The organism is Streptomyces sp. NPDC058650 (assembly GCF_042717315.1).
Lineage (GTDB): Bacteria > Actinomycetota > Actinomycetes > Streptomycetales > Streptomycetaceae > Streptomyces.
This window is the reverse complement of record NZ_JBHXRL010000007.1, coordinates 271,673-294,833: the sequence shown is the minus strand read 5'-3', so window position 1 is coordinate 294,833 and position 23,161 is coordinate 271,673. Positions and strand designations below refer to the sequence as shown.

At 70.8% G+C, this 23,161-nt stretch carries 23 protein-coding genes and 2 pseudogenes; 9 read left to right on the top strand and 16 right to left on the bottom strand.

Annotated elements, in window-relative coordinates; translation table 11 throughout:
• Window positions 1–525 precede the first annotated feature (525 nt).
• Complete coding sequence (locus tag ACFWWU_RS15560) at window positions 526–1,524, bottom strand: GlxA family transcriptional regulator (protein WP_384144693.1); 999 nt, start codon at window positions 1,522–1,524, stop codon at window positions 526–528.
• A gap of 142 nt (window positions 1,525–1,666) precedes the next feature.
• Between ACFWWU_RS15560 and ACFWWU_RS15555 the strand changes: the two genes are divergently transcribed.
• Together ACFWWU_RS15555 and ACFWWU_RS15550 are read left to right on the top strand one after the other, a co-directional pair.
• Entirely contained in the window at window positions 1,667–2,530 is an 864-nt protein-coding gene (locus ACFWWU_RS15555) for a S1 family peptidase (RefSeq protein WP_384144690.1), read from the top strand.
• Between the two features lie 77 nt (window positions 2,531–2,607).
• On the top strand, window positions 2,608–3,576 hold the full coding sequence (locus tag ACFWWU_RS15550; protein ID WP_384144687.1) for a GlxA family transcriptional regulator: 969 nt from the start codon (window positions 2,608–2,610) through the stop codon (window positions 3,574–3,576).
• A gap of 23 nt (window positions 3,577–3,599) precedes the next feature.
• Here the strand turns inward: ACFWWU_RS15550 and ACFWWU_RS15545 are convergent.
• Window positions 3,600–3,865 (bottom strand): annotated as a pseudogene (locus ACFWWU_RS15545) (IS5/IS1182 family transposase); the annotation flags it as partial.
• Window positions 3,866–3,894: 29 nt separating this feature from the next.
• Window positions 3,895–4,815, bottom strand: coding sequence for a squalene/phytoene synthase family protein (locus tag ACFWWU_RS15540; RefSeq protein WP_384144685.1), 921 nt, complete (start codon window positions 4,813–4,815; stop codon window positions 3,895–3,897).
• A 210-nt stretch (window positions 4,816–5,025) separates the two neighbouring features.
• Here ACFWWU_RS15540 and ACFWWU_RS15535 point away from each other — a divergent pair, with 210 nt between their 5' ends.
• Together ACFWWU_RS15535 and ACFWWU_RS15530 are read left to right on the top strand one after the other, a co-directional pair.
• Window positions 5,026–5,520: a hypothetical protein gene (locus ACFWWU_RS15535; RefSeq protein ID WP_384144682.1), complete on the top strand. Its 495-nt coding sequence runs from the start codon at window positions 5,026–5,028 to the stop codon at window positions 5,518–5,520.
• On the top strand, window positions 5,517–6,506 hold the full coding sequence (locus ACFWWU_RS15530) for a nucleotidyl transferase AbiEii/AbiGii toxin family protein (RefSeq protein ID WP_384144679.1): 990 nt from the start codon (window positions 5,517–5,519) through the stop codon (window positions 6,504–6,506). Before ACFWWU_RS15535 ends, ACFWWU_RS15530 begins: the two co-directional genes overlap by 4 nt.
• 10 nt (window positions 6,507–6,516) lie before the next feature.
• Here the strand turns inward: ACFWWU_RS15530 and ACFWWU_RS15525 are convergent, their stop codons facing one another.
• On the bottom strand, window positions 6,517–6,690 hold the full coding sequence (locus ACFWWU_RS15525; RefSeq protein ID WP_384144676.1) for a hypothetical protein: 174 nt from the start codon (window positions 6,688–6,690) through the stop codon (window positions 6,517–6,519).
• A 583-nt stretch (window positions 6,691–7,273) separates the two neighbouring features.
• Here ACFWWU_RS15525 and ACFWWU_RS15520 point away from each other — a divergent pair.
• The gene (locus ACFWWU_RS15520) at window positions 7,274–8,221 is read left to right on the top strand and encodes an endonuclease/exonuclease/phosphatase family protein (protein WP_384144986.1); all 948 of its coding nucleotides are present in this window, start codon (window positions 7,274–7,276) and stop codon (window positions 8,219–8,221) included.
• A gap of 548 nt (window positions 8,222–8,769) precedes the next feature.
• On the opposite strand, the pseudogene ACFWWU_RS15515 reads toward ACFWWU_RS15520, so the two are convergent.
• The 10 genes and pseudogenes from ACFWWU_RS15515 to ACFWWU_RS15470 form a co-directional block, all read right to left on the bottom strand.
• Window positions 8,770–8,965 (bottom strand): annotated as a pseudogene (locus ACFWWU_RS15515) (MFS transporter); the annotation flags it as partial.
• A 41-nt stretch (window positions 8,966–9,006) separates the two neighbouring features.
• Complete coding sequence (locus ACFWWU_RS15510) at window positions 9,007–10,236, bottom strand: aromatic acid exporter family protein (RefSeq protein ID WP_384144673.1); 1,230 nt, start codon at window positions 10,234–10,236, stop codon at window positions 9,007–9,009.
• 191 nt (window positions 10,237–10,427) lie between these two features.
• Window positions 10,428–11,483 carry an NUDIX domain-containing protein gene (locus ACFWWU_RS15505; protein WP_384144670.1) on the bottom strand — a complete coding sequence of 352 codons (1,056 nt, stop codon included), beginning with the start codon at window positions 11,481–11,483 and terminating at the stop codon, window positions 10,428–10,430.
• 114 nt (window positions 11,484–11,597) lie between these two features.
• Window positions 11,598–11,957 carry a MazG-like family protein gene (locus tag ACFWWU_RS15500; RefSeq protein WP_384144667.1) on the bottom strand — a complete coding sequence of 120 codons (360 nt, stop codon included), beginning with the start codon at window positions 11,955–11,957 and terminating at the stop codon, window positions 11,598–11,600.
• Between the two features lie 30 nt (window positions 11,958–11,987).
• On the bottom strand, window positions 11,988–12,722 hold the full coding sequence (locus ACFWWU_RS15495; protein ID WP_384144664.1) for a hypothetical protein: 735 nt from the start codon (window positions 12,720–12,722) through the stop codon (window positions 11,988–11,990).
• Window positions 12,719–13,282 carry an NUDIX domain-containing protein gene (locus ACFWWU_RS15490; RefSeq protein ID WP_384144661.1) on the bottom strand — a complete coding sequence of 188 codons (564 nt, stop codon included), beginning with the start codon at window positions 13,280–13,282 and terminating at the stop codon, window positions 12,719–12,721. Before ACFWWU_RS15490 ends, ACFWWU_RS15495 begins: the two co-directional genes overlap by 4 nt.
• A gap of 39 nt (window positions 13,283–13,321) precedes the next feature.
• On the bottom strand, window positions 13,322–13,921 hold the full coding sequence (locus tag ACFWWU_RS15485) for a class I SAM-dependent methyltransferase (protein ID WP_384144658.1): 600 nt from the start codon (window positions 13,919–13,921) through the stop codon (window positions 13,322–13,324).
• Window positions 13,922–14,405: 484 nt separating this feature from the next.
• Window positions 14,406–15,845 carry a phosphotransferase gene (locus ACFWWU_RS15480; RefSeq protein ID WP_384144655.1) on the bottom strand — a complete coding sequence of 480 codons (1,440 nt, stop codon included), beginning with the start codon at window positions 15,843–15,845 and terminating at the stop codon, window positions 14,406–14,408.
• On the bottom strand, window positions 15,842–16,693 hold the full coding sequence (locus tag ACFWWU_RS15475) for a class I SAM-dependent methyltransferase (RefSeq protein ID WP_384144652.1): 852 nt from the start codon (window positions 16,691–16,693) through the stop codon (window positions 15,842–15,844). The genes ACFWWU_RS15480 and ACFWWU_RS15475 overlap by 4 nt, the downstream gene beginning before the upstream one ends.
• A complete protein-coding gene (locus tag ACFWWU_RS15470) occupies window positions 16,681–18,156 on the bottom strand; it encodes an NUDIX domain-containing protein (protein ID WP_384144649.1) in 1,476 nt (491 codons plus the stop codon). Before ACFWWU_RS15470 ends, ACFWWU_RS15475 begins: the two co-directional genes overlap by 13 nt.
• An 824-nt stretch (window positions 18,157–18,980) precedes the next feature.
• Here ACFWWU_RS15470 and ACFWWU_RS15465 point away from each other — a divergent pair.
• The 3 genes from ACFWWU_RS15465 (at window position 18,981) to ACFWWU_RS15455 (ending at window position 20,798) form a co-directional block, all read left to right on the top strand.
• Window positions 18,981–19,892: a hyaluronoglucosaminidase gene (locus ACFWWU_RS15465; RefSeq protein WP_384144646.1), complete on the top strand. Its 912-nt coding sequence runs from the start codon at window positions 18,981–18,983 to the stop codon at window positions 19,890–19,892.
• 2 nt (window positions 19,893–19,894) lie between these two features.
• A complete protein-coding gene (locus ACFWWU_RS15460; RefSeq protein ID WP_384144643.1) occupies window positions 19,895–20,050 on the top strand; it encodes a hypothetical protein in 156 nt (51 codons plus the stop codon).
• A gap of 238 nt (window positions 20,051–20,288) precedes the next feature.
• Complete coding sequence (locus ACFWWU_RS15455; protein WP_384144640.1) at window positions 20,289–20,798, top strand: hypothetical protein; 510 nt, start codon at window positions 20,289–20,291, stop codon at window positions 20,796–20,798.
• On the opposite strand, the gene ACFWWU_RS15450 is transcribed toward ACFWWU_RS15455, so the two are convergent.
• Window positions 20,793–21,670, bottom strand: a protein-coding gene (locus ACFWWU_RS15450; RefSeq protein ID WP_384144637.1) for an IS5 family transposase whose coding sequence is annotated in 2 segments (ribosomal slippage) — window positions 20,793–21,521 and window positions 21,524–21,670 — 876 coding nt in all. Because the reading frame shifts where the segments join, the coding sequence is not laid out codon by codon here. The two genes, ACFWWU_RS15455 and ACFWWU_RS15450, sit on opposite strands and share 6 nt — an antisense overlap.
• A 45-nt stretch (window positions 21,671–21,715) precedes the next feature.
• The gene (locus ACFWWU_RS15445; protein ID WP_384144634.1) at window positions 21,716–22,093 is read right to left on the bottom strand and encodes a hypothetical protein; all 378 of its coding nucleotides are present in this window, start codon (window positions 22,091–22,093) and stop codon (window positions 21,716–21,718) included.
• A gap of 202 nt (window positions 22,094–22,295) precedes the next feature.
• Here ACFWWU_RS15445 and ACFWWU_RS15440 point away from each other — a divergent pair, with 202 nt between their 5' ends.
• Window positions 22,296–22,652 (top strand): SDR family oxidoreductase, encoded by a 357-nt coding sequence (locus tag ACFWWU_RS15440; protein ID WP_384144631.1) that lies wholly within the window; start codon window positions 22,296–22,298, stop codon window positions 22,650–22,652.
• Window positions 22,653–23,161: the final 509 nt, after the last annotated feature.

The following is a 23,161-nucleotide window of genomic DNA, read 5'->3' as shown; positions in this document are numbered from 1 at the left end:
TCATAGGGGCGGCCACGTTCCACCGCACGGCTGCGTGTCTCCGTCTGCGTGGTGGCGGCGTCGCCTGAAGTGCGTCATGACCCCTTGGAGGCGGAGTCAGCGCAGCGAAGGCCCAGAGGTAGCCGGTGCAGCCCAACACGACCAGTCGTCCCGAAACCTCCCGGACCGACATCCTCGCCTGCCTGCCTGCCTGCCTGCCTGCCTGCCTGCCTGCCTGCCTGCCTGCCTGCCTGCCTGGCCGGCGGCCGCCGACGGCGCCTACAGGGATGGGCTACGGGTCGGGGAGTCCACTCTCGGCGCCGCGATCCGTGCGGCCGGCCCGAGCCGCGCACGGCGCCATCCGGCACCCGCTGGGTTCGAGTCGCGAGATGCTGCTTGTTCAGCCCCGCCGAGACGATGAGGCAGGTGTTCGTGGACCACTACGGAACCCGACCCAGCCAGCGTTCCCCCTGAGGGGCGGTCAGAACGCGACCCCGCCGCCGGCCGGCTTCAGGAGTAGGGCCGGAAAGCCACCGGTAGTGCCACTCAGGGGCGGTCGGCCTCGTCCCGCTCGGTCCAGGTGAAGGCAGCGGCAAGGGAGCGGTAAGCGTTGCGGTAAATGCCGGGGGTGGTGCCGGTGCAGCGCTGGAAGTGGTGCCGCAAGTTCGCGGGTGTGCCGAGGCCGGTGCGGGCGGCGATGCCGTCGATGGGGTCGTCGGTGCGTTCCAGGAGCCGCTGAGCGAGCTGCATACGGGCACGGAGCAGGTACTGGAGCGGGCTGAGTCCGGTCTCGGCGCGGAAGCGCCGGGTCAGCGTGCGTATGCCGAGCCCCGCACGGTCGGCGATTTCGGCGAGGGTCAGCGGATGTTGGAGGTTGGCCTCCATCCACCGGATCGCCTCGTCGAGGCTGCCGTCCGAGGGGGCGAGGGCCTTGGCTGCGATGTCGCCGGTGAGGTCGTCGGCCGGGGCCTGGAGCTGGAGGAACACCTGTCTCTCGGTTTCGGTGACCACGGAGTCGCCATGGTCGAGAGTGACCAGGTGGAGACAGAGGTCGAGGCCCCCCAGGGCCCCGGCCGCGCTGTGGAAAAGGCCGTGCGACACGACCTTGCCCTCGGGGTCGACCTCGACGCCGGGGTGCAGGCGCGCCAGTTCCTCGGTGTACCGGCGGCTGGTGGCGGCGCGCCGGCCGTCGAGCAGACCGGTGGCGGCGAGGACGAACGTGCCGGTACCGACGGTGCCGATGCGGCAGCCACGCGCGGCAGCGGCACGCAGGGCGTCGGCCACGGCGGGCGCGGGCTCGTCACGGAAGCCCGCGCAGCCGGGCAGCAGCACGGTGTCGGCGTCTTCCAGTCCCTCCAGACCCCACGCTGTCTCGATACGGAAGGGAGCCGCGCCCCCCGTGCTCTCGAAGCCCGGCGCGACGCAGATCCGCACGTCGTAGTCGACCCACGGGTGGTGCCTGGCGGCGGCGGCGAACGCCAGTCCAGGGGTGGTGAGCTGGTACCCCGGAACTCCGTCGAGCGCCAGAACAGCGATCACTGACATGTCCCGAATTTAGCCCAGAGTGACATTCGAGCGCCTGTTTCGGGGCGGGGCCCGGCCCGGAGGATGGAGATCAACACGGAGCCCGGACGCGAGGGACCGCCCGGCCCGTGCCCATCTCATGCTCCCTTCCGAGAGGACTGACATGCATCTTTCCCCTGCCCACCGCCCGACGTTCGATCCCCGTTCCACGCGCCGACGCGGCCTGGCGGCGCGAGCCGTAGCCGCGGCCGGTGCTGCCGCCGTGCTCAGCGTGACGCTCATGACCGGCACCGCCGGCGCCGTCGTCAACGGCGAGAACTCCACGGAGCATTACTCCTTCATGGCGTCGATCCCCCTGTCGGCCACCCTGGAAGACGGGTGGGAGTTGAAGGCCCAGTGCGGGGCGACGCTGATCGACCGGCAATGGGTGCTCACGGCCGCTCACTGTGTGGACCCGGCCATCGGGGTGACCCCGGACGGGGTGGTCCGTGTCGGGAGCGAGCACCGCACGTCCGGCGGTACCGTCCGCAAGATCGACAAGATCGTCATGCACCCGGGCTACGCCCAGAGCGAGTCCGGCATCCCCAAGGGCGACCTCGCGCTGATACGCCTGGACCGCCCGGTCGCCCAGAAGCCCATCCGGATCGCGAAGCAGGCGGGGCCGGTGGGCACGCCCACGCGGATTCTCGGCTTCGGTACCGTCGTCGGCGCCGACTCCCCGAAGGACTGGGTGTTCCCCGAGCGGCTCCAGCAGCTGGACACCCGCAGGGGATCCGAGGCCGAGTGCTTCGATCGTGCCGGGGAGACCCGGCTGTGCACGGTGAGCCCCAAGCCGAATGCCATGGCCTGCAACGGGGACTCCGGCGGACCGCAGCTTCAGCGCGCCAGGAACGGCCGTTGGGAACTCATCGGTACGACATCGGGCGACGGTGACACCGACCCGGCCTGCGCCACGGGGCCGGGCCTCTACACCAACGTGCCGGTGTACGCGGACTGGATCGGGAAGACGATCCGCAAGTCCGGCTGACCCGGCAGGCAGGTCCTGGGAACCGGGAGCGGGAGACCTGACGGCGGCACTTGCGCCGACCTGGCTATATTCCGGATGTGTCAGTCATCGCTGTCCTCGCGCTCGACGGGGTTCCCGGCCCTCACCTCACCACCCCCGGAATGGCATTCGGAGCCGCGTCCCGTGGCCGTCCGGGGGTGACGTACGAGGTGCGACTCTGCGCCGCCCCCGGTCTTCGGGTGGTCCATACGCCCGATCCCGTACATGTCAGCCTGCCCTGGGGCCTGGAAGGTCTCGCGGGCGCGGATGTCGTACTGATCACCGGGCACCCCGGCCACCGTGGCGACCTGCCGGCACCCCTTCACGCCGCGCTGCACGCGGCGGCAGGCCGGGGGGCCCGTTTCGCAGCTGTCGGCACCGGTGTATTCGTCCTCGCGGCGACCGGTCTGCTGGACGGGCGCCGCGCCACGACCGGCTGGCGGCACACCGGGGAACTCGCGGCGCGCCATCCGCGGATCCAGGTCGACCCACTCGGCACCGTGGTCGAGGACGGCTCCTTCCTCACGGCTGCGGGGATCTTCGGCGGACTGGACATCTGTCTGCACATTCTCCGCAGCGACCACGGTGCGCGCGTGGCGGTAGAGACCGCCCGGGAACTGATCACCCCCCTGCAGTTCGATGCGGACAAGGTCCAGGACGCCATCGAACAGGAGATCATGGACAGCGCGGGGATCGAACCGACTCTTCAGTGGCTGGAGACCCGGCTCGACCAGGCCGTGACGCTCCCGGACATCGCCGCGCACGCACGCACCAGCACCAGCAGTCTCACCCGGCGCTTCCGCACCCATACCGGCCACACCCCGCTCCAGTACCTGCTCCATGCCCGGATCGCCGAGGCCCGGCGGCTGCTCAGGGAAACCGAGATTCCCGTCGAACAGATCGCCGCACGCGTCGGCTTCACCTCGCCGGCCACCCTGCGCCGCCACTTCCGCGCCCTGACCGGAACGACCCCCCGCGCCTACCGCCAGACCTGTCGCGCCGAGCGCACCCCGGGCGAACAGGGATAACCGGGGCCGGCCCGTTCTCGTATCCCTTGGAGGGTTCCGAGCCCTTCGTCGGGGCGGTGGGGCCGGGACGCGTGGCTTCTTCCTGCGGGCCCCAGCCGCGTGCCGATGGGCACGGCAGGACGTCGAATCGACGCTGACCATGCTCCAGTCGACCCGGCCGGCCAAGTCGGTGCTCGCCTGGACGGCACGCAGGATCCCGTCCCAGGTACCGTCCGCCTCGAATTCCGGACGATGGCCAGTGCGGCTCCAACTGGACCCACTCGGCATTCGTCAGATCGCCCCGCCCCATGCAAGGACCAACGAGCCAATACCTGACGGTCACATGATTCGCCGGACAGACCCAGGGCCGACCAGCCGGACCCGTGCCGCCGTCTCCCGCAGCAGCAGGACGGCGGCCGCCGACGCCGACGGGCCGGAGCTCCGTGTCGCCAGGGACGCGCCCGCGCGGCGTACCGCGTCGAGGCGGAGGCGCTGGACGCCGACGAGGGCCCGTACGAAGGGCCGGTACGAAGAGTCCACCAAGCTCGGGAGAGGCGCAGTCGCCGCGAGGTCGCCGGCGGCCCGGTCAGCCTGCTCCTCCACGAGCCGGCCCAACGTCGCGCCGGGCCGGGTGAGGTCCGCGCCGTGGCGTGCCACCGCGTCGGCGGGGACGCCCGGCCTGCCCGCGCGCACGTCCTCGGACAGGTCCTCCAGGAAGTCGATGCGCTGCATGGCACGGATGAGCCGGTGGCAGCCGTCCGTGAACGCCGCCCGCGCCGACGCGTCCGCGGGCGCGAGGAGACAGGCCGTGAGCATCAGCGCGGGCAAGGAGTACTCCCGTACGTACTGTTCCAGTTCCTCGTCGTCCGCAATGGTCCGCCACGCGACCTCGCGCTCGCAGCCCCGCAGGAACTCGTCCACGTAGCCGCGTACGTCCGGGTGGCGCTCGGCGGTCCGCACCAGGCAACGCAGCACCGGCAGCCCGGAGTCACCTTCGGCAAAGGCCTTCCGTACGCGACCGTCCCACCCCGCGAGCGCGGCCGCCCGCTCCTCCGGCGCCCCACGGTCGATCCGGTCGTCGGTGTCGTGCATGAACGCGACGGCGGCCACGACGTGCGGCAACAGCGCCGCAGGAAGCAACAGCCGCGCGGCCGCGTACTCGGCCGTCGCGAACCTCCGCACCACCCGCCGCTGCTCCGCGTAGTCCCGCCGCAACCGCGGCTCCCTGACCCCGGCCCGGTCGAGGGCCCGCTTCCACATGCCGATCTCCTGTCGTCGTCGGCTGCGAGCCTACGGGGCCCCGGCCGGAAACCCGGATGAGCCCTCGGCAACCTGTCTGACAGACTCGCTGCGGTGTACGGGGGGTGTGAAATGTGCGAGGTCGACGACGTCTACGAGACGCATGTGACGGTCCGGTGCCGGAACGAGGGGGAGCAGGCCCGACTTGGCGTGTGGGCGGCGGAGCGGGGTTTGAAAGCCACCACCATCGTCCTCGCCCGGGGTCGGACGCCAGTCCAGCCGATGCTGACCCTGCCCGACCGGACCGGTCACCCGGCGGTCGTGGCCAGGTTGCGGGAGGCCGGTTTCGAGCCGGCACGGGTCAAGGTCGAGACGGTGCCCTGGAGCGCGGAACCCGTGGGCCCCGGCGGGGGCTACTACGAGCACCACCTCAAGCTGGCGCTGCCTGCTGCGTACGACCGGGCCGAGCTGGAGGCCCTCGTCATGCCGCACGGCGCCCACGTCTCGTGGAACGCCCGCCGGGTCCTGCCGGGCCCGGGCGGGCGGCATGAGCGTTTCGTCACCCAGCGGCACGCGGGGCCCGCGGACGCGGCGGGACGCGCCTGCGACGTGCTCGTCGCCGCGCTGGTCGCCGCCGGGCACGAGCTGGTCGCTCAGGAGCGGGAGCTCGTCCTCTCCGACAGCGACCTGTCATGGGACGAAGGCTGGCTGGAGGAAGCCGTATGAACGAGAAGCCGTCGACACCGCCGATCCCGGACGGGCCGGGCACCGGCGCGGAGCCCCGCGCCGACTACGTGCGCCGCACAGACGGACATCCGCACACCCTGACCGCCGGCATCGGCGACGCGGCTGTCCGGCACCGGGTCTTCGACCCGGCCCTCAAGCACTTCGACGAGGCCTACCGGCCCGGTGACGGCGTCGTCGAGGACCCGGAGCTGCGGGCCCTCTGGCAGGCCGCACGGCGTGCCGCCCTCGAACTCGTTCTCGCGGCCGTCGCCGGCTCGCCGTGGGCCGACTCCCTCGTCCTGCGTGGCAGCATGCTGATGTCCGCCTGGTTCGGCGAGGCTGCCCGCGCCCCGAAGGACATCGACTTCGTCGTCGTCCCCGAGACCTGGCGCATCGAGGAACCGCGTACCCGCACGATGCTCGACGCCATCGCCGAGGCGGCGGAGCGCCTTGCCGAGGACAGCGGTACGGAACTGTCGATCTCCGCGGCCGGCGCCGTCTCCGAACACATCTGGACGTACGAGCGGGTGCCCGGTCACCGACTGGTCCTGCCGTGGACGGCCCCCGGACTGCCCGGCGGCCAGGTCCAGCTCGACTTCGTCTTCCAGGAACGCCTCCCGACCCCGCCCCTGCCGACCGAGATCGCCGGCGTCCGCCTGCCGGCCGCGGACCGGGAACTCTCCTTGGCCTGGAAACTCATGTGGCTCGTCAGCGACACGTACCCGCAAGCCAAAGACCTGTACGACGCGGTCCTCCTTGCCGAGAACTGCACCCTGCCACTCGCCCTCCTGGAGACGGTGCTACGCGAGGCCGACGAGTGGCCCGGCCACCCGGACGAGCCACTGAACCTCGCGATGTTCGAGAACGCCGTCCGCGAGGTCGACTGGACAGGCTTCGACGACGCCCACCCGGACACCAAGGCCGCGAGGCAGGACCTCGGCACCCGCCTACTGGCCGCCCTCGCTCCGGCGCTCGCGACGCCCTAACCAGGACCTGTCATCCGGATCGAGCCCTGCGGCGGAAGCCGGCACGGAGCAGCCGGACACCCTTCGCGGCGTAAACGACAGTCAAGAGCGCGAAGCCGACGAGACCGAACCAGAACAAGGACTCCGCCACCACGAGCATCAGCACCACGCCGCCGAAGAGCAGCAGCGAGCCGACGGTCTCCAAGCTGTCGATCCCCTGCATCTGCCCGGCCCGGCGGGGGCCACGGCTACACGAACCTGCGGTCCGCCACCAGGCAACCGCAAGGACCGGGTCTGGCTCGACCTACGAGTCGACCTGGACCGGGCCGAGACGGAACTCCGCAACCGGATCTACCTCGTCGGCCAGGCCCCGGCCCCCGGCACCACCATCTGGCGCCCGCCCCTCCGAATCCCGGGTCGACACACCGTGCCCGCCCATGTGGCCGCACCGCCCGGGTTCACCGGTGCATCCGGCCCGACCCCGCCGATGCGGACGCTCGCCGAGCTCCGCGAGAGCATCGCTGCCCACGGCCTTCCCCGCGCCTCTTGTGGACGCCCATGTAATTTCGGCTCTGGCGAAGATCTTGTGATCGGGCCGTGCACAGAAGTGGCAAGCGCTGACGGGAAGCGGAAACTGATTCACCTGGTGACTCGTCTTGGGTGACGAGGTCGAGCGGATGGGAAGCCAGGTGGAGCGGGCGGACAGTGGTGTGACGTCGATGCTGAAGGCAGCGGTGCCCTGGTGGGCGCGGCGATGGGCCGGGCGGCGGGTTCCGGGTGCGGTCGAGATGGGGGATGCGAGGGGTCGATCGGCCTGGACGCGGGGGCGGGTGCCCGCCGCATGCGCTGTGCTGACGGCCGGGCTGTTGGCGTTCCACCGGGCGGTGCCCAATTCCGCGGGCCGCCTCGGGAGTTTGCTGGAGGCGTTCCTGCCTTGGCTCGGTCTGCTTGTCGTGGCCTTGTTCGGCCTGGCGCTGCTGCGTCGTTCGGCCACCGCGCTGGTGGCCCTGCTGCTGCCGACGGCGGCATGGACGCATCTCTTCGGCGGGTTGCTCCTGCCTGGTGGGGAACCTGGCGTGCACGACCTGGTGGTGGTGCAGCACAACGTCAGCGATGAGAACCCCGACCCTGCGGGTACGGCCCTCGCCCTGGCTGACGCCGAGCCCGATCTCATCGCGCTGCAGGAGCTGGTGCCCCCGGCGCTGCCGGTCTACGAGAAGACTCTCGCCCCGGCATACCCGTACCACGCGGTCCGGGGCACCGTCGGGCTGTGGTCGAAGCATCCGCTGACCGGTGTCCGGCTGCTGGACGTCAAACCGCAGGGGGTTGCTGGGCCCTGGAGTCGCGGGCTGCGGGCGGTGGTCCACACGCCGCGTGGGGAGATCGCGGCGTACGTCGCGCACCTGCCCTCGGTCCGCGTTCGGGCGAGCGGCCTCGCGTCTTCTTGGCGTGACGAGAGCGCCGGCTTGCTGGGCAAGGCCATCGCGGCTGAGAAAGTGGCAACAGTGATCCTGTTGGGCGACCTCAATGGCACGGTCGACGACCGCGGGCTGGCCCCGCTGACCTCACAGCTGAACGTGGCGGAGCGGGGCTTCGCTTTCAGTTTCCCCGCCGCCTTCCCGCTGGCCCGGATCGACCAGGTCATGGCCCGCTCAGCCACAGTCGGCCAGATCCGCACCTTGTCCGCCACCGGCAGCGACCATCTGCCGGTCGCCGGCAGGATCACACCGCACTGAGGGGATGGTCCCGACGCCCACCTGTCGTTCAGGGTCCTCTGCACCGTTTCGCCAATCCCTGCTCCCCGTACGCGCGAGGTCCGAGGAGGCCCTCGCCTGGCTCCGGAAGCCGACATGCTCCTCACCACCACGGCGTGCGACGTGCCTTCAGGGCAAGCGGATGATGCGCAGCCGTCCGCCGGCGGCCCCGGAGAAAGCCATCCGGCGCTCCGTCCGGAAGGCGCTCTCGGGCCGACTCACCGGCGAAGCCGTAGCAGTCGTCCGGACCGAAGCAGGAGACGAGTGCCTTCACTCACCTGGCCTAGGTGGACAACTTCAGTGCACAGCACCGGTGCCGTCCTGTGCGGGCCGGGTCACCACCGGGCACGCGGTACGCCGTCGCCGGCAGGTGGGACGGCGCAGAGCAGTGGGCGGTGTTCGTCGAGGGCCAGGGGCCGGGCGCAGGCCGCCTGCGCGCCCGTCACCCGGGCGGCGAGTTCCTGGTAGTCGGTTTCATCGACGACCGCGTGGCTGATCGTTCTGTCCTGCGCCTCCCAGGCGAACTCCACGGACCCTTCCTCGGCCGGCCGGCGGGCGACGTTGCCGATGATGGTGACCTCAAGACCGTCGAGAATCCGGACGGTGCCCAGTCCGATGACGATCATCCAGTGCCACCGGGGCCAGGGAAGCCGGTCGAGCCTGGCCGGGAAGGGCGGTGGTGACCGTGCCCGTTCCGGCGCCCGTGACGGAAGACGCCGCGCGCATGGTTCTCTCTTCGCCGGCGCGGGTACCCCCGTCGCGAGCGGTCATCCGTCGGCGCGGGTGGGCCGGCGCGTGTCCCACCGGCCACGGAGGGCGAGACGGCGTCGGCGGTCACTGCGCTCGCGGACCCGCCGGTCCAGCTCCTCCATCAGGCGGTGGCCCCGGTGCTCGGGGTCGAGTTCGTCGAGGATCCGGTCGATCTCGGTGAGCAGGGCCCCGTACAGCTGCCAGCGGCCGGCGTCGGCGAGGGCGAGGGCGAGGAGCCGGTCGGCGGCGTGGTCCCTGCAGGCCCTGGCTGCCCGCAGTTCGCCCGCGAGCCGGGTCTCCGCGGCCTCGGCGCCTTCGCTGCCCTGCGCGGTGACCAGGACGGCGTAGCTGACGAGGGCGTCGGCGGTGTACTGGGCGGTCTCCCGGATGGCCAGGGCGGTCCCCTCGGGCAGCAGCTGGTGCCCGCCACGATGTTTCGCCAGGTCGGTGAGGGTGCGGGCGAGGACCCGCAGGACGACGGCGCAGATTTCCAGGGTGTCGAGGCCGGTACGCAACACCACCCGGTGCAGGAGGCCCTCCTTGACGCGGGGGTTGAGCCGCAGGCTGTCCTCGGCTGTGCGCAGGGCCCCGTCGACGTCGGCGACGTCGTTGTCGAGGCGGCGGGCCTCGTGGAGCCGGGCGGCGGCCTGCTCGACGGGGGGTGCGCCGGTGAACTCGTCCGCCACGTCGAGGAGTAGCAGCCGCATCCGTCGGGCGAGGTCCTCGATGGATTCGCCTGCGGTGTCGACCCAGACGGGCGGGGCGAGAAGCAGGTTGAAGAGCATGCCGACGACGGCGCCGATGAGGGTCTCCAGGACGCGGTCCCAGGCGGTGTCGGAGACCTGGGTGACGCCGAGGACGAGCATGGCGCTGATGGCGACCTCGGGGATGAACTCCTCGACCTTGACGAGCCGGCCGACGAGCAGCGAGGCGAGGATCACGAGGGCGAGACTCCACCAGGAGAGGCCGACGACTGCGCTGAACGCGATGGCGATGAGGACGCCGACGACGACCGAGTTCACCCGGCGCAGGCTGGTGGTCACGGTGGAGTAGAGCGTGACCTGGACGACGAGGAGGGCGGTGAGGGGTGCGGTGAGGGGTACCGGTTCCCTGCTGAGCTGGAGGGCGACGACGTAGCTGAGAGTGGCAGCCGCCGCGGACCGTACGGTCTGGACGGCGAAGGGGTCGCGCCGGAGGCGCGCGAACAGCCTGTCGCCCCGGTCCTGCCGTCCTTTGCCGCGTGCCACGCCGCACCTCGTCCCGTCGCCGCCCCGCAAGGGCCGTCTGGACGACCGCCTGCCCGGACGGCACCAGTCTCATGCGCGGGTACGCCCGGGCGGACGACGGATCACCCCCGAAGGGGACGGCGTCGATACACCGGCTGCCTTGGCTGTCCCGGCAGCTTCAGCCGCCTGGGCGCTGATCATAGGCCGGGGGGCTACCAGGTGGTGGGGGCGGTGAGCTCGGTGACGGGCTGGCGGACGGCCTTGGGGATGCCGAGCCGCTCGCGGGCCCGGTGTACCGCGGCGAGCTGTTCGGCGGCCGGCGGGCCCCAGTCGAAGAGCTCCAGGGCCTGTTCCGGTGTGGCCAGGATTCGGGTGTACGTACGGTCGGTGGCCGAGTCGGCTGTGGCCGGGCCGACGCTCGTGAGGGCGGCGGCGAAGCGGACGCGTACCCATGGCTCGCCGCCCGGGTCTGAGAGATGCCCGAGAAACAGCGGATCGCCGAACTCGGCGTTCACCTCCTCGCGGACCTCACGGCGCAGCGTGGCAACGGGGTCGCCGCGGTCGTCGGATTCGGGTGTGCCGCCAGGGAGGCACGCCGCGCCGGTGTCCGGCTCGAGAAGTACGACGATGCGACCGTCAGGGGTGAGCAAGTAGCCCCAGGACTGCCGGACCGGTAGACCCTCCGGGGCGGGCGAGGGGTGGAAGAGGTAATGATGGCGGGCGCGTGCGGTGCGCAGGACGCCAGTCGTGTCGAGGACGGTAGGGGCGATCGGGTGGCCGTTCTCCAGGAGCACGGTGCCCGCGGCGTTGACACGGGCGCGGAGCGCGGAAAGGGCGCGGCGTGCGTCGCTGGGGGACATGAGGTCGGGCAGGCGGGCAGGCTCGACGAACTCGACGGCCTCGATCTCGTGGGTGGGGAGCCGGATGGCGGCGATCTGGTCGTCGTCCCACGTCCCACCGTCGTAGACGTGCAGGATCTCGCCGTTGAACCGCACGGCGGGCGGCGCGTCGACCGCGCTGGCGGAGACCCAGTCGACGGCGAGACCGCGGTCGACGGTCGTGGTGACGCCGAGCTCCTCCTCCAGTTCCCGGGCGGCGGCCTGCGAGGGGGACTCGCCCTTGTCCACGGCACCGCCCGGCAGGAGGCAGGTGTCGCGGTAGTCGACGTGCTGGATCAGCACCCTGCCCCGCCGATCGGTGATCAGCACCGAGGTCCCGGCCCACAGGGCTGCCGAGGCGCGCAGGACCCCGTACTCCTCGTCGGTCATCGACGGACCTGGCAGCTCGTCAGAGGTACCGGTGGCATTCATATCTCTCTGATCTCTCTGATCTCCCTGAGTGAACGGCACGTCGTTGCCGCCGTAAGGCCTGGCGTGTGGGGACTACGCGTGGTCGGTGTGAGTGTGAGTGTGGGTGTCGGCGGGGAGGAAGCCCGCGGCTTTCTCCTCCAGCAAGCGCTTGAAGAAGACGTCGGCGTCGGGGCGCATCCGGGCCAGAGCGACCAGACAGGCGATCGCCGCATCCCCGACTTCCTTGTGCAGGTCCTGCCAGGCATGACTAGGTTCCCCCATCGGATGGGTGCCACGGGCGCCGATGACGGCCTGGGCCGCCTTCCCGACTTCCTCCGTCATCTTGAGGACCTGCAGGGTCCACTGCTCCTCGTCCGAGATGTCGTGTTCGGCGTCGAACCGGTTGAACAGGCGGGCGAGGTCGTTGATCGTGCCCCACGGGTCGGTTTCCATCGTCAATGTTCCTCACGGAGTCGGTACAGGTCAGGTGATGGGCGGGTGTCCGGCAGTGGCGAGTCGCCGCACGGTGCGGCCGGCTCGTTGAGCGGCGCACCTGCGCGTGGCGGCTCGCCCAGCCCGCCGCCACGTACGGTGAGGGCCAGGGGAGCCGCGGACACCACCCCGGGCTGGGCGCGCTCGTCCGTCACTGGCCCTCCCCGGAATCGACGCGAGCTTCACCCCGTTCAACGGGGGAGCGCTGCCGTCCGTCACGCCCGGGCCGCTGGACCACCACGCGGCATGGGGCCTTGTCCACGACGTCGGCGCCGGGCGGCAGGCAATGATCGGGAGTTCCGGCCGGGCACACGGCGAGTACGGGCACGGCACCGTCTGCGTGGCCGCGTACGTCCAGTTGTACGTGATCACGATCGCGTCGAAGCCGCCGCGCGGGACGAAGCGCGCGGGCACGCCTAGAGCGGCGTCGCCGTTCAAGACGGCGACGCGTCCGCTGCCGGCCTCCACGAGGAACCTGCGAGCGCGGCGTACGACGCACTCGTCGATGTCGCTTGTGACCACCCGGCCGCTCGGGCCGACGACCTGGGCGAGCAGCTCGGCGTTGTTGCCGCCGGAACCCGCCTCCCACACGAGCGCACCAGGCTTGAGGCCGAGGCCCTCGATCATGTCGGCCTGCAGCCATGCCGCGGACACCGAACTCGTCGCGCGCCCGGCCTCGTTGCGACGGGTGACGACGGCGAGATCATCGTCGTACGCGGACCTCATGTCCTGTTCAGGGCGAGGCGATGGCGGGAACCGACCGCAGCGCCTGCTGTACGGCAGGGGAAGGGGCCCAGCCGCCGGCGATCGCCCTGTCCGCCATGGCGTGACGGCGCCGGACGGCTTCGGCGGGCTCGCCCGGCACCGGCGGCTGGACGGTGTCGAGCGTGTACGCGTGGACCGAAGGCAGGCCGGGGACGATCCCGGGCCAGACCGTGTCCAGCGCCTGGGCAGCCGGGATGAAGACGTTGCCGAGGCAGGGGAGGGCGTGCGGGGTCGTGGAACTCCCATCGGACGAATCTGTCCGGCTCAGGGTTGGTGAGTCTCCCGGTCCAGCTCGTGATGCGGACGATGGCGGTCAGCCGGGGAACGCCATGGTTGTCGTCGGCGAGCATCGCCCCCGCGTGGGCGTCCTCGGCGCGGGCGAGGACCCTGGTCTCCTCTGCGAGCGCACGGACCGCCGCCGCCTCGAACGACTCCCCGCCGTCTGTCGTGCCGCTCGGGAGCTCCGCCATCCCACGCCGCGAGGAGCCCAGGAGGACGCGGACGGCGGCGTCGGTGACCACGGCCAGGGCCGCGCTCGCCGCCGGCCCGGATGGGGGTCCTTATCGCTCCACCGCGCGGGTGCTGCGATGACACGGTCCGCGCAGGACGATGGAGGCGAGTCCGTCCGTGTCCCGACGCTCGCATGTCTCCCAGCCGTCGGTGATCAGAGCGATTTCTGCCTCGTCGAGCGCGATGCCGCGCCGCTCCTCAGGCGTTGCGTCAGCGGTAGGGGTGATGACCACCAGCGCGCCGCCGGGCCGAAGCCGTTCACCGAGAGCGTGGAGGACCCGGGCGCGGTCCGAGAAGAACGGCACCACCAGGCGCAGGACGACCAGGTCGTACCCGTCCTCGCGCAGGTCCACCGGGTCGTCCCGCTCGACGTCGCTGCAGATCCACCGCACCCCCGTGGTGGCCGGACGCTCCTGCTGGGCGCGGACGAGCGCACTGTCGGCGAAGTCGACCGCGTCCACCTCATAGCCGAGAGAGGCGAGGTAGAGGGAGAGAGCGCCCGTCCCGCACCCCACCTCCAGCGCCTGCCCGCCGCCGTCCGGTGGAGGGGTGCGCTCGGCGAGCAACGCCCGCTCGCTGGAACCGAGCGGCCGGAACCCCCTCCCTTCGGCGTAGTGCTGGATCCACTCGGATCGATCGCCGTACTCCAAGAGGTCTCTCCTCGTCTGACGGTGTGTCGAATCGGTTCACGCTGGGGTTCGCCCGCGCCCCGGGGCGGCGCCGGTCGTCACGTCCGGCAGGTCCGCTGGTCGCGGCCGGCTCAGGAAGACTCCTCGGTCAGCATCGCCCGGGCGTGGCCGTGGCGGCGGGAGGAGGGATCGGTCGCCACCGCGTGGATCCGACCGGCGAGCCCCTTGGGGTACTTGGGCGCAGGTAGGGCGGGGTGGGGATAAGTCCGAGCGCGCACGAGACGAGCCCACCGGGCGGCGCGTCGACGACGTAGGCGCGGGCGTCACCCCCGGGCTCCACCCGCGACGCGTGGTGATCGCGGCAGCAGCCGAGCCACTCGTTGTCGAGAGGCTCCGACCGGATGAAGTCCGCGCGCGTCCGGGTGATCTCACCGGCGTCGTCCGGGTGGCCAATCGCGGGGTAGGGACGCTCCGGCAGGCGTGTCTGTGGTGGGGGCGGGCGCCATCATGGAGTCCCGCCTCCATGGGTAGAGGGGAGGGGGAGGGAGTGGGCCGTGTCGTTGCGGCGGGCGAGGGTGCGACGTCCGCGCTCGACGAGCTCCGGATCGCCGACCTTCATCCCGAAGGCGATGCCGGACACCGCGTCCAGGACCGCGCTGGCTGTGAGGTGTGCCTCCTCGACGTCAGTGAGGGGTCGGCCGTAGCCGTTGAAGAACGCCTCGAAGAGGTCGTCCCGGGTGCCGAGGGTGTCGAGCAGCCGAACGAAGTCCCGCACGGCGGGCTGCGGTTCGCTGCGCTCGAAGTCGATGACGCGGAGGGTGCCGTCGCCGGCGAGGAGGAGGTTTCGAAGCTGGAGGTCGCCGTGGGTCACCACCGCTTCGAGCGGCGGGAGGAGCCTGGCGTGCTCCGCGACCCACCGCACGTACTCCTCGTCGCCGGGCTCCAGATGAGGCCGTGCGGCGTGCAAGTGTCCTTTGAGCTTGGCGTACGGGTCGGTCCGTGCCGCCGTGGGGCCGGACGGGGCCAGGGGGCCGGCGTGGATACGGGCCGCGAGCTCACCGATCGCCCGGAACACCTCGCGCTCCTCGCCCGGCGCCAGTACCGCTCCGTGCAGCGACCGGCCCTCGACGGCGGTCAGAACGGTCGCCCGCAGCTCCGGATCAGCGGCGACCAGCCGGGGCCCGGCACCATTCAACTCCGGTACCCATGTCCGCAGGGCCTGGGTCTCCCGGACGTGGAACCTGTCGTTCTGATGGACCTTGACGAACCAGACACCGCCCGCCGCGCCGTGGACTTGCCACACCTGGCTGTTCTCCCGGGCCCAGGACACGTCGGTCCAGTCGGCGATCCGGCCCACCGCCCGCTCGGCGAAGTCCCGTACGGGCTCCTCGGGTTGCCGGCCAGTGGCGTCCGGGGCGGGGACGATGTGGAGTCTGTCCGCCTGCGGGTCGTAGGCGACCGGGTCGGCGGGCTCCTGGAAATGGAGCGCGATCCGGGCCCCCGCCCGGTAGGCGTCGAGTCCGGCCCGGCAGTACGCGACCATCGGCTCCGGCAGGGCGTCGAGCGGGAACCAGCCCATGGCGTCGCACTTCTCCGGTTCCATGACCATCGGCGTGCCCTCCCAACGGCGGACCTCGAAGAAGAACCCGACCCTCGGCCCCGTATCCCCGGCCGGAGGGCGGTGGTGCACGGTGAGAACGGCACGGACGTCAGCCGGAGCCACGACAAGGCCCGTCTCCTCGCGTGTCTCCCGTACGAGGGCGGTGACGACGTCCTCGTACGCGTCGTCGACATGTCCGGAGACGGCGTGCCACAGGCCGGACGCGTAGACGGCTCCGGCGCGGCGGGACAAGAGCACCTCCGCTCCCGCCGGTCCGTCGCGGGTCGCGATCAGGTGCACGTCCAGGGGCACGGTGTGCCGCCCTCCGCTGCTGAACGGGCTCACAACTCTCCTTCCATCGGACGCGACTTCGGCTTCGGCTTCGGCTTCGACTTCGAGGCCGGGAGTGGGCGGTCGTCCGGTCGGCGGCGGGCCAGCGTGTGAACGAGACGTCCGAGCTGTCGGTAGGGATCCCGTGTCGAGGCGGCCCATTCCGTTTCCAGCGCCTGCGCGTACGCGTGGGGGCCCGGGTCCCAGTCGTCGTCGCGGTGATCGTGCAGGACTCGGATGCCCTGCCACGGCAGCGGCGTGAGGCCGTTCTGGGTCGCGAGCCGGTCGAGGACCTCGGCTGTGTCCCCTCGTGTCTCCAGGCCGAGGTTGCCGACGCTCGCGTCGGAGCCGTTCGCGATCAGCCGGCGCGCCACGGGGTACTCGCCGCGCAGGGCCTCGCGAACGCCGAGGGCGGCCCGGTTCTTCGTGAGCACGCTCAGCAGTCCGCCCGGTGCGACCAGACCGGCCAGGCGGGCGACCGCACTCGACGATTCGTCCAGGTACATCAGAACTCCGTGGCAGCACACCGCGTCGAACCCCTCCCGGTCGAAGGGCAGGTCGTCAATGCGGGCTTCGAGAAGCCGGACCCGCTCGGCGAGTTCGGGCCGGGCGGCCAGGCGCCGGGCCGCGACGGCGAGCATCTCGGGCGACGGATCTGCCGCGGTCACGCGGTGTCCGGCCGCGGCGAGCCGGATCGTCATCTCGCCGTCGCCACAGCCGGCGTCCAGCACGCGCACGGGGCCGGCGGGCAGTTCGGCCCGGAGGCGGAGTTCGACGAGGTCGTGACGCAGGCGGCCCCGCACCGTGCGGGAGTGAGCGGCATACGAGGCGCCTACGGCGGCGAAGTCCGTCAACGCGCCCACCCCAGCTCCGTGTAGACGCGGCCGGCCTGGATGCCTTCGATCGCGGCGCGGGTGTAGTCGACGATCGGCTCGGGCAGGTCCTTGACGCCGTGCCACTCCCAGCCGACGCACTTCTCCGGCTCACGCACCTGAGGTACGCCCTCCCAGTGGCGGGCGCGGAAGAAGAATCCGATACGGGGCCGGCCCCCGGGCCGGTCCACCAGGTGCACGGTGTGGACGAGGTCGAGGTCGGTCGGGTCGATCACCAGTCCGGCCTCCTCGAAGGCCTCCCGGACCAGACCTGCCGTCGCGGATTCCGCCTCCAGATGACCGGCCAGCGCATGCCACGCTCCACCCGCGTACGCCGAATCCGGATGCCGCCGGCCCAGCAGGACTTTGCCGTCGCGCTCCAGGTAGAGGTGGACGCCGATGATGTTCGGCACAGTGTGGGGCGGGGACGTCTCCGACAAGGTCGTACCCACCGTTGTGCCGCCGGCGGGTGCGGGGTGCTCGGCGGCGTGCCGTTCGAGGAGCTTCCTGGTCGACGGCACCATGGTCAGGAAGGGGAATTTCTCGGGGCGGACCCAGGCGACCATCACGCCCTCGGTCAGAGACAGAGCGGACGGGTCGCCGTTCCAGAGGCCGGTGAACAGCTGGATCGGGACCCGGGTTCCGTCGGTGCCGATGACGTGGTCGACCGCGTAGGGCGCCAGGCCGGCCGGGTCCAGGCCGGCCTCCTCACGCAGCTCGCGGATGACCGTGTCGCGGAGAGTGCCGTCCTGGGGCTCCCGGCCGCCCCCGAGGAGGTCCCACGTACCAGGGGCCCAGATCGGCTTGTTCGCGTCCCTCAGATGCAGGAGGTACCGGCCGTGGCCGTCGTGGACGACCGCGGAGGCGTTCACCGGCCGGATCACGCCGGTCAACCCGGAGGCGGTGAGTTTGGCACGGAGGGTGGGGGAGGAGACCTCTTCGAAGGGGAGCCAGACCGCGTCGTCGACCTCGGCCTGGAGAGTGACGTCCGGGGCGTCGTCCGCGAGGTGGAGAACGAAGCGGAAGTCGTAGTGCTGGTGCGCCGGTTCGCCCCTGGCGGGGCGGGCGCCGATGTCGTGGACGTCGATGTCGATGTCGATGGCGATCGGTCCGTCCTGGAACTCCGGCGTGAGGGCGAGAGCCGCGGCCGGGATCCCGGCCTCCTCATCGACCACGCGCAGGGCTGCGGCCAGCAGGGTTTCATCGGAGGCCTCGACGTGGCCGCCCGGGACGAGCAGCAGGCCGGTGTCTCTGTGCGGCACGTGCAGGACCCGACGGTCACGGTTGATCACCGCAACGCTGCACGTGATGTGCCCGGGCAGGGCCGTGCGGCTGGTCGGGTCGCCGGGAGCGTCCAGGGCGGCGAGCAGACCCGCCAGCGCGCAGCGCTCGGCGGGGTGCCGGTCGAGGTAGGCGGTGAGCAGGGAACGGATGTGGACGGGGGAACACGGCATGTCGGAACCTCACGAAGATCGGGGGGCCAAGCGGAAGCCCGTCAGCAGTCGCGTCACCGTCACGGACAAGACCGGGGCGCCGTGCGGGATTCCGGCACCCTCATGGGACGACGGCGGGTCGGAGTGACGAAGAGACGGTCAGTGCCGCGACGCCGTCGAGACCCAGAGGGACGCTCGGACCCGACGGGTGCCCGGCTCGACGCGTACGAGGGAGCTGCTGATCGCGGGGGTCGCGGCCACGAGCCGGACGGGAATGGTCTGAGCCGCAGGAGGCAGAGGGGTCCGAGGGGCGGGCAAGGGGTCCATGGCGGCCTCCAGGAGCGGGAGTTGGGGTGTCGCCGGGCTCAACGACGATGCCGGGCCGGTCGAACACACGTCTTTCGGACGTGATGCGAACCCCGTGGGCAGGCGAATGCGCGTTCGTGCGAGGTGCACCGACCCTTGCCGGGCCCGGCCGGTGGCCGGAGCGGGTGGTGACCGAAACGCCGACACTCGAGTCGTCGCGGTGACGCGGACTTCCGCGGGCGACCACGTCGTCTCAGAAAGGCGGTGTGCCAAGACCCACCGGATCGCCCCGATCCGGCGGTGAGGCGGCGATGGCGGCGTGGGTCTCGGCGAGACGCTTGCCCGGGGGCCCGGGGGCCCGGGGGCCCGGCGACCCGATGAACTCGACGCCGATGACGTAATCGCTGGCCTTGCCGCCGCGGGTTGGTGACATCAAGATCACGTGCGGCCACTTCGTGGGCAGGCTGATCGATCTGGCGCGAGCCGTCGCCACGGCGTAGCGTGCCGAGCTGTTGGCCGGGGTGGGACGAGGAGCGAGAGTGACCAGTACACGCAGGCTGTTCCTGGGCGCGTTCACTGCGGGGGCTGTGACGGTGGCCGCTGGGTCGGAGAGCGCTTCGGCGGCCGAGCAGGCCGGACAGGCCGAGGGGGATGTGACGTACCCGGGCGAGGTACGGGCCCGGAACTTCCGCACCGACGGCGGCACGACCTCGTCGTTCAAGACCGTGTCCACGGCGGCGACGGCGAAACTCCACGCCCTGACGGTGTACCAGGCCGGTGTGGCCGGCGATGGTGTCGCGCTGAACGTCACCTCCGACAACCCGGAGGACTCGGCGATGTACTTGTCCGGTAAGGAGAAGAGCCGGGGCACGCTCAAGATCCTGCACCGAGGCCACGTGGACGCCTCGGACGGGGGAGCCGCCGCGGTGTCCGTCTACTTGGACACGGAGGGCGTCACCGACGGATCGGGCGGCACCGCCGCACAAGGCATCTACGTCACGCACACCACCGGTCCCACCAAGGGCAACCTCATCACGCTGCGGAACAACGGCGTGGACGACTTCGTGGTGAAGGGCTCTGGAGCCGTGGGCATCGGCCTCGCGATCGGCGCCACCCCGCGCGGTCGGGTGGAGATCGCCCAGCGGAGTTCCCTGATCGGGCTGCTGATGCAGGCCAACGAGGACTCCGCCAGCCGCCTGGTGGAGATCCGTGACCGGACGGGCACCGCGAAGCTGCGGGTACTCAACAGCGGTGCGCTGGCCGCACACAACGCCATGTTCGGCGTCACGGGCGCCGAATCGTACGGCGGTGGCGACGGAGTGATCGGCATCCGCAACGCCACCACGGTCCCGATCACCAACCCGGTGAACGGCGGCGTCCTCTACGCCGAGGGCGGCGCCCTCAAGTGGCGCGGCCCCTCCGGCATCGTGACCGAGATCGGATCGGCCTGACCATGGAACTCACCCCTGAACAGCTCGTCTCCGAATTCCAGGACGCCGTGATGGAGCTGTACTTCGCCCGCAAGCGCATCGCCCTCCTGGAAGCCGAGAACACGGCGTTGAGAGAACACTTGGCCCTCTTCGAGCAGACATCCGAACCGGGGAAGTAGCGAAGGACCAAGGCGTCTGCACGCTTCAGGCCGGCCATCCGCCTGCCCAGCTAGGCCGTGTATCGAAAACGCTGTTCGCGGTGCTCATCGGTGGCTGCGGGCAGCGCTGGATGCACGAGCCGGGGGTCGTACGCGCCTCCAGTCGCAGAGTTGAACACGTTCAACGAATCTGACAAGGTATCTCTCCACGGCCCACTCCTATCGGTTGGCCGATGCGGGTTGAGGGTGGGAGGTCCTGGTGGCGGGCGGAAGCAGGCTGCGCGCGTGGGGGGCGGCCCTCGGTGGCTTGATGGTGGTTTTGGCTGCTCTGACTGCGTGTGCCGGTCCCTATCAGTACTACGAGGGAACAGGGATCCACGACACCACGCCGGCCGAAGTTGCTGGGGGCTGGGAAAGCGTCGAGGGGACCCGCCTGGTGCTTCGCAAAGACGGAACGGCTCTCCTCGAAAAGCTCGACGGGCAGGACTTCGACTTTGAGGACGGCTGGCGCCTCTCCGGTACGGGAACCTGGCAACTGACTGACGATGACGGCGGACAGGTCGTCCGACTCGCGCTGACAGCCCGGACCCGAGTGGAGAGCCGTTCCCCCGCGACGGCCACTGACACCTCGACTCCTGAACCCCCATCGACATACGCGTGGTCCTTCTACGTGGACCGCGATCAGCACGACGAGTTGAAGCTGTTCTTCTTCTACGGCGATCCCGACATCGGGCACACATACGTGATGACGCGTGAGACAGGGTCATAGCCATTCGTTGATCGCTGCGACCAGCACAGTCGCCTCGTAGCGGACCGCGAGCTTGTCGTAGCGCGTGGCGACGGCGCGGTTCCTCGTGAGGCGGTTGATCCCGCACTCGACCGCATGGCGCTCGCGATGGTCGACCGGGTCGAAGCGCGGCGGCCGGCGGCCGCGGGAGCCGAGCTTCTGGCGATTGCGGGCCTGGTCCGCCTTGTTTGGGATGGTGCAGCGGATCCCGCGGCGGCGCAGGTAGGCGCGGTTCTTGCGGGAGGCGTACGCCTTGTCAGCCCGCACGCGATCGGGGCGGACGCGTGGCCGGCCCGGCCCGATGCGGGGCACGCGGATCTTCTCCAGCTCGGGTTCGAACTGCGGCGAGTCCCCGCGCTGCCCTGCGGTCACCACGATCGACATCGGCTTCTGCCCCTGCTCAACAGCCAGGTGCAGCTTGGTGGTGAACCCGCCGCGCGAGCGTCCCAGCCCGTGATCATCGGGCTCGGTAAACCCGCCGCCCGGCGGTTCCTTCGGCAGGTCGCCCTCTTTCCGGGCCCCGGCCGCATGCTGATGAGCGCGGCACACCGTGGAGTCGACGCTCAGGTCCCACGTGATAGCACCTTCCGCGTCGGCCAGGGGCTGAAGACGGGTGAGGATCCGGTGCCAGGTGCCATCCCGCTGCCATCGGCGGAACAGGTCGTAGATCCGGCTCCACGGCCCGTACTCGACGGGCACGTCCCCCCCCACGGAACGCCGGTCCGGACTCGGAACCGTATGCCGTCGATCAACTGCCGCCGAGGCCAGACCGGCGGCCGCCCCGCCCTGGCCCCCTTCGGCAACAGCGGCTCCAGCACCGCCCACTGCTCGTCCGTGAGATCTCCCCGCCCCATGAACCGTGATCATTCACAGCCCAAGATCCACTTTCGATACACGGCCTAACCCAACAGCCGGCGCCTGCGGTCAGCCAGGGTGTCCCGGGCATGCAGGTACTTCCGCTCACGCACCAGCTCGGCAGTGGTGATCCGGCACAGAATCCTCTTGTGGTCGTTTCCCCGGACCTCGACAAGCCACGAGCTGTCGGCGGCTCGGAACACCTTGCGCGCGGGTGTGTCCCCCGGGCCCACGCTGACCTCTTTGGGGACATACTCCATGGCGATCTTTCGCGCGAGTCCGTCGGCTGCCGCACGGCCTCCTTCCGGGACAGCGTGCGTCGCGACGAGCTGCCAACGGTGGTCCTCGTAACCGGGGCAGGTCTCGGCCTCCACGAGGACGACCCACCCACCTTCCTTCTGCGGAACCGCGTCATTGATCACAACCGCAACGTAGTACCTGTTGCCGTCGCACGTGAAGGCCCACAAGAGGAGCCGACTCGGACCGGCCTCCTCATTCCCTTACAGCAGAGGAGATGCGGGCCGGAGCCGCGGCATGCAGACATCTCACCAGCAGTACCAGTCCATCCCCACTACAACGAGCAACCCGGCATACGTTCCCGGTCACAGCACCAGGGCCAGTCCCGTGGATCGGGTGATGGCGAGGAGTAAGGGGCTGTCGATCGGCCGGATCGGATACACCGTCACCAAGGCGGCGCTGGCGGCTCTCGGCCCGTCGCTCGCCAACCAGCCGGGCCGGCGTGGGATCACCTTGAGCACGGTCGAACCCGGGGTGGTTCTGACTGACATGATCGCCCCCTACGCTGCGGTTCCCGAGGCGGTGGCCGGGCTTGAGTCGATCACCGCGCTCGGACGGATCGCCGAGCCGGAGGACGTCACCGACGTCGTGGGCATCCTGGCGGGCCCGCAGGGGTGTTGGGTGACGGGCCAGACCATCGACGTCTCCGGCGGTACCTACCTCGGACCGATCGCGGCCGGGTGATCAGCCCGGGGCACTCTCAAAGATCGTCGAGTTCGACGGTGAGTCCTGGCGGACCTGGCTGCCTGTGGAGGACCGCACGGACGATGTCGTCGGCAGGGCCTGGGACGGGGACGACCGCAAACCTGCTGGTCTCTGCCACGGCGACGCCTGCGGCATATCCATCGTCGAGTGCCGCACCCTGCCCGGAGCGCTCCATCGGGCACTGGTTGAACTGCTCCTGGCCCGGGGGGACACCGACAGCAAAGCATCAAGCACTCAGCCGTGCCGTACCGGTGGGCGGCACAATTTTCGGTGACATCACCAGGACGGGTGCGCACCGACCGCACCGGGTGGGCATCCACCCGAGCGGTGGTGCGACCAGGACTTGTCCGGCCGATCATGTTGCTGGTTAGGGTGCGAGCGTGTCTAAGACGAGCGTGAGCAACGGACCAGCAGCATGGTCTGCCCGTGGGTGGTGACGCCGAGGTCTTCGAAATGGACGGCGGCCCGGTGCCGTGTGGGCACCAGCG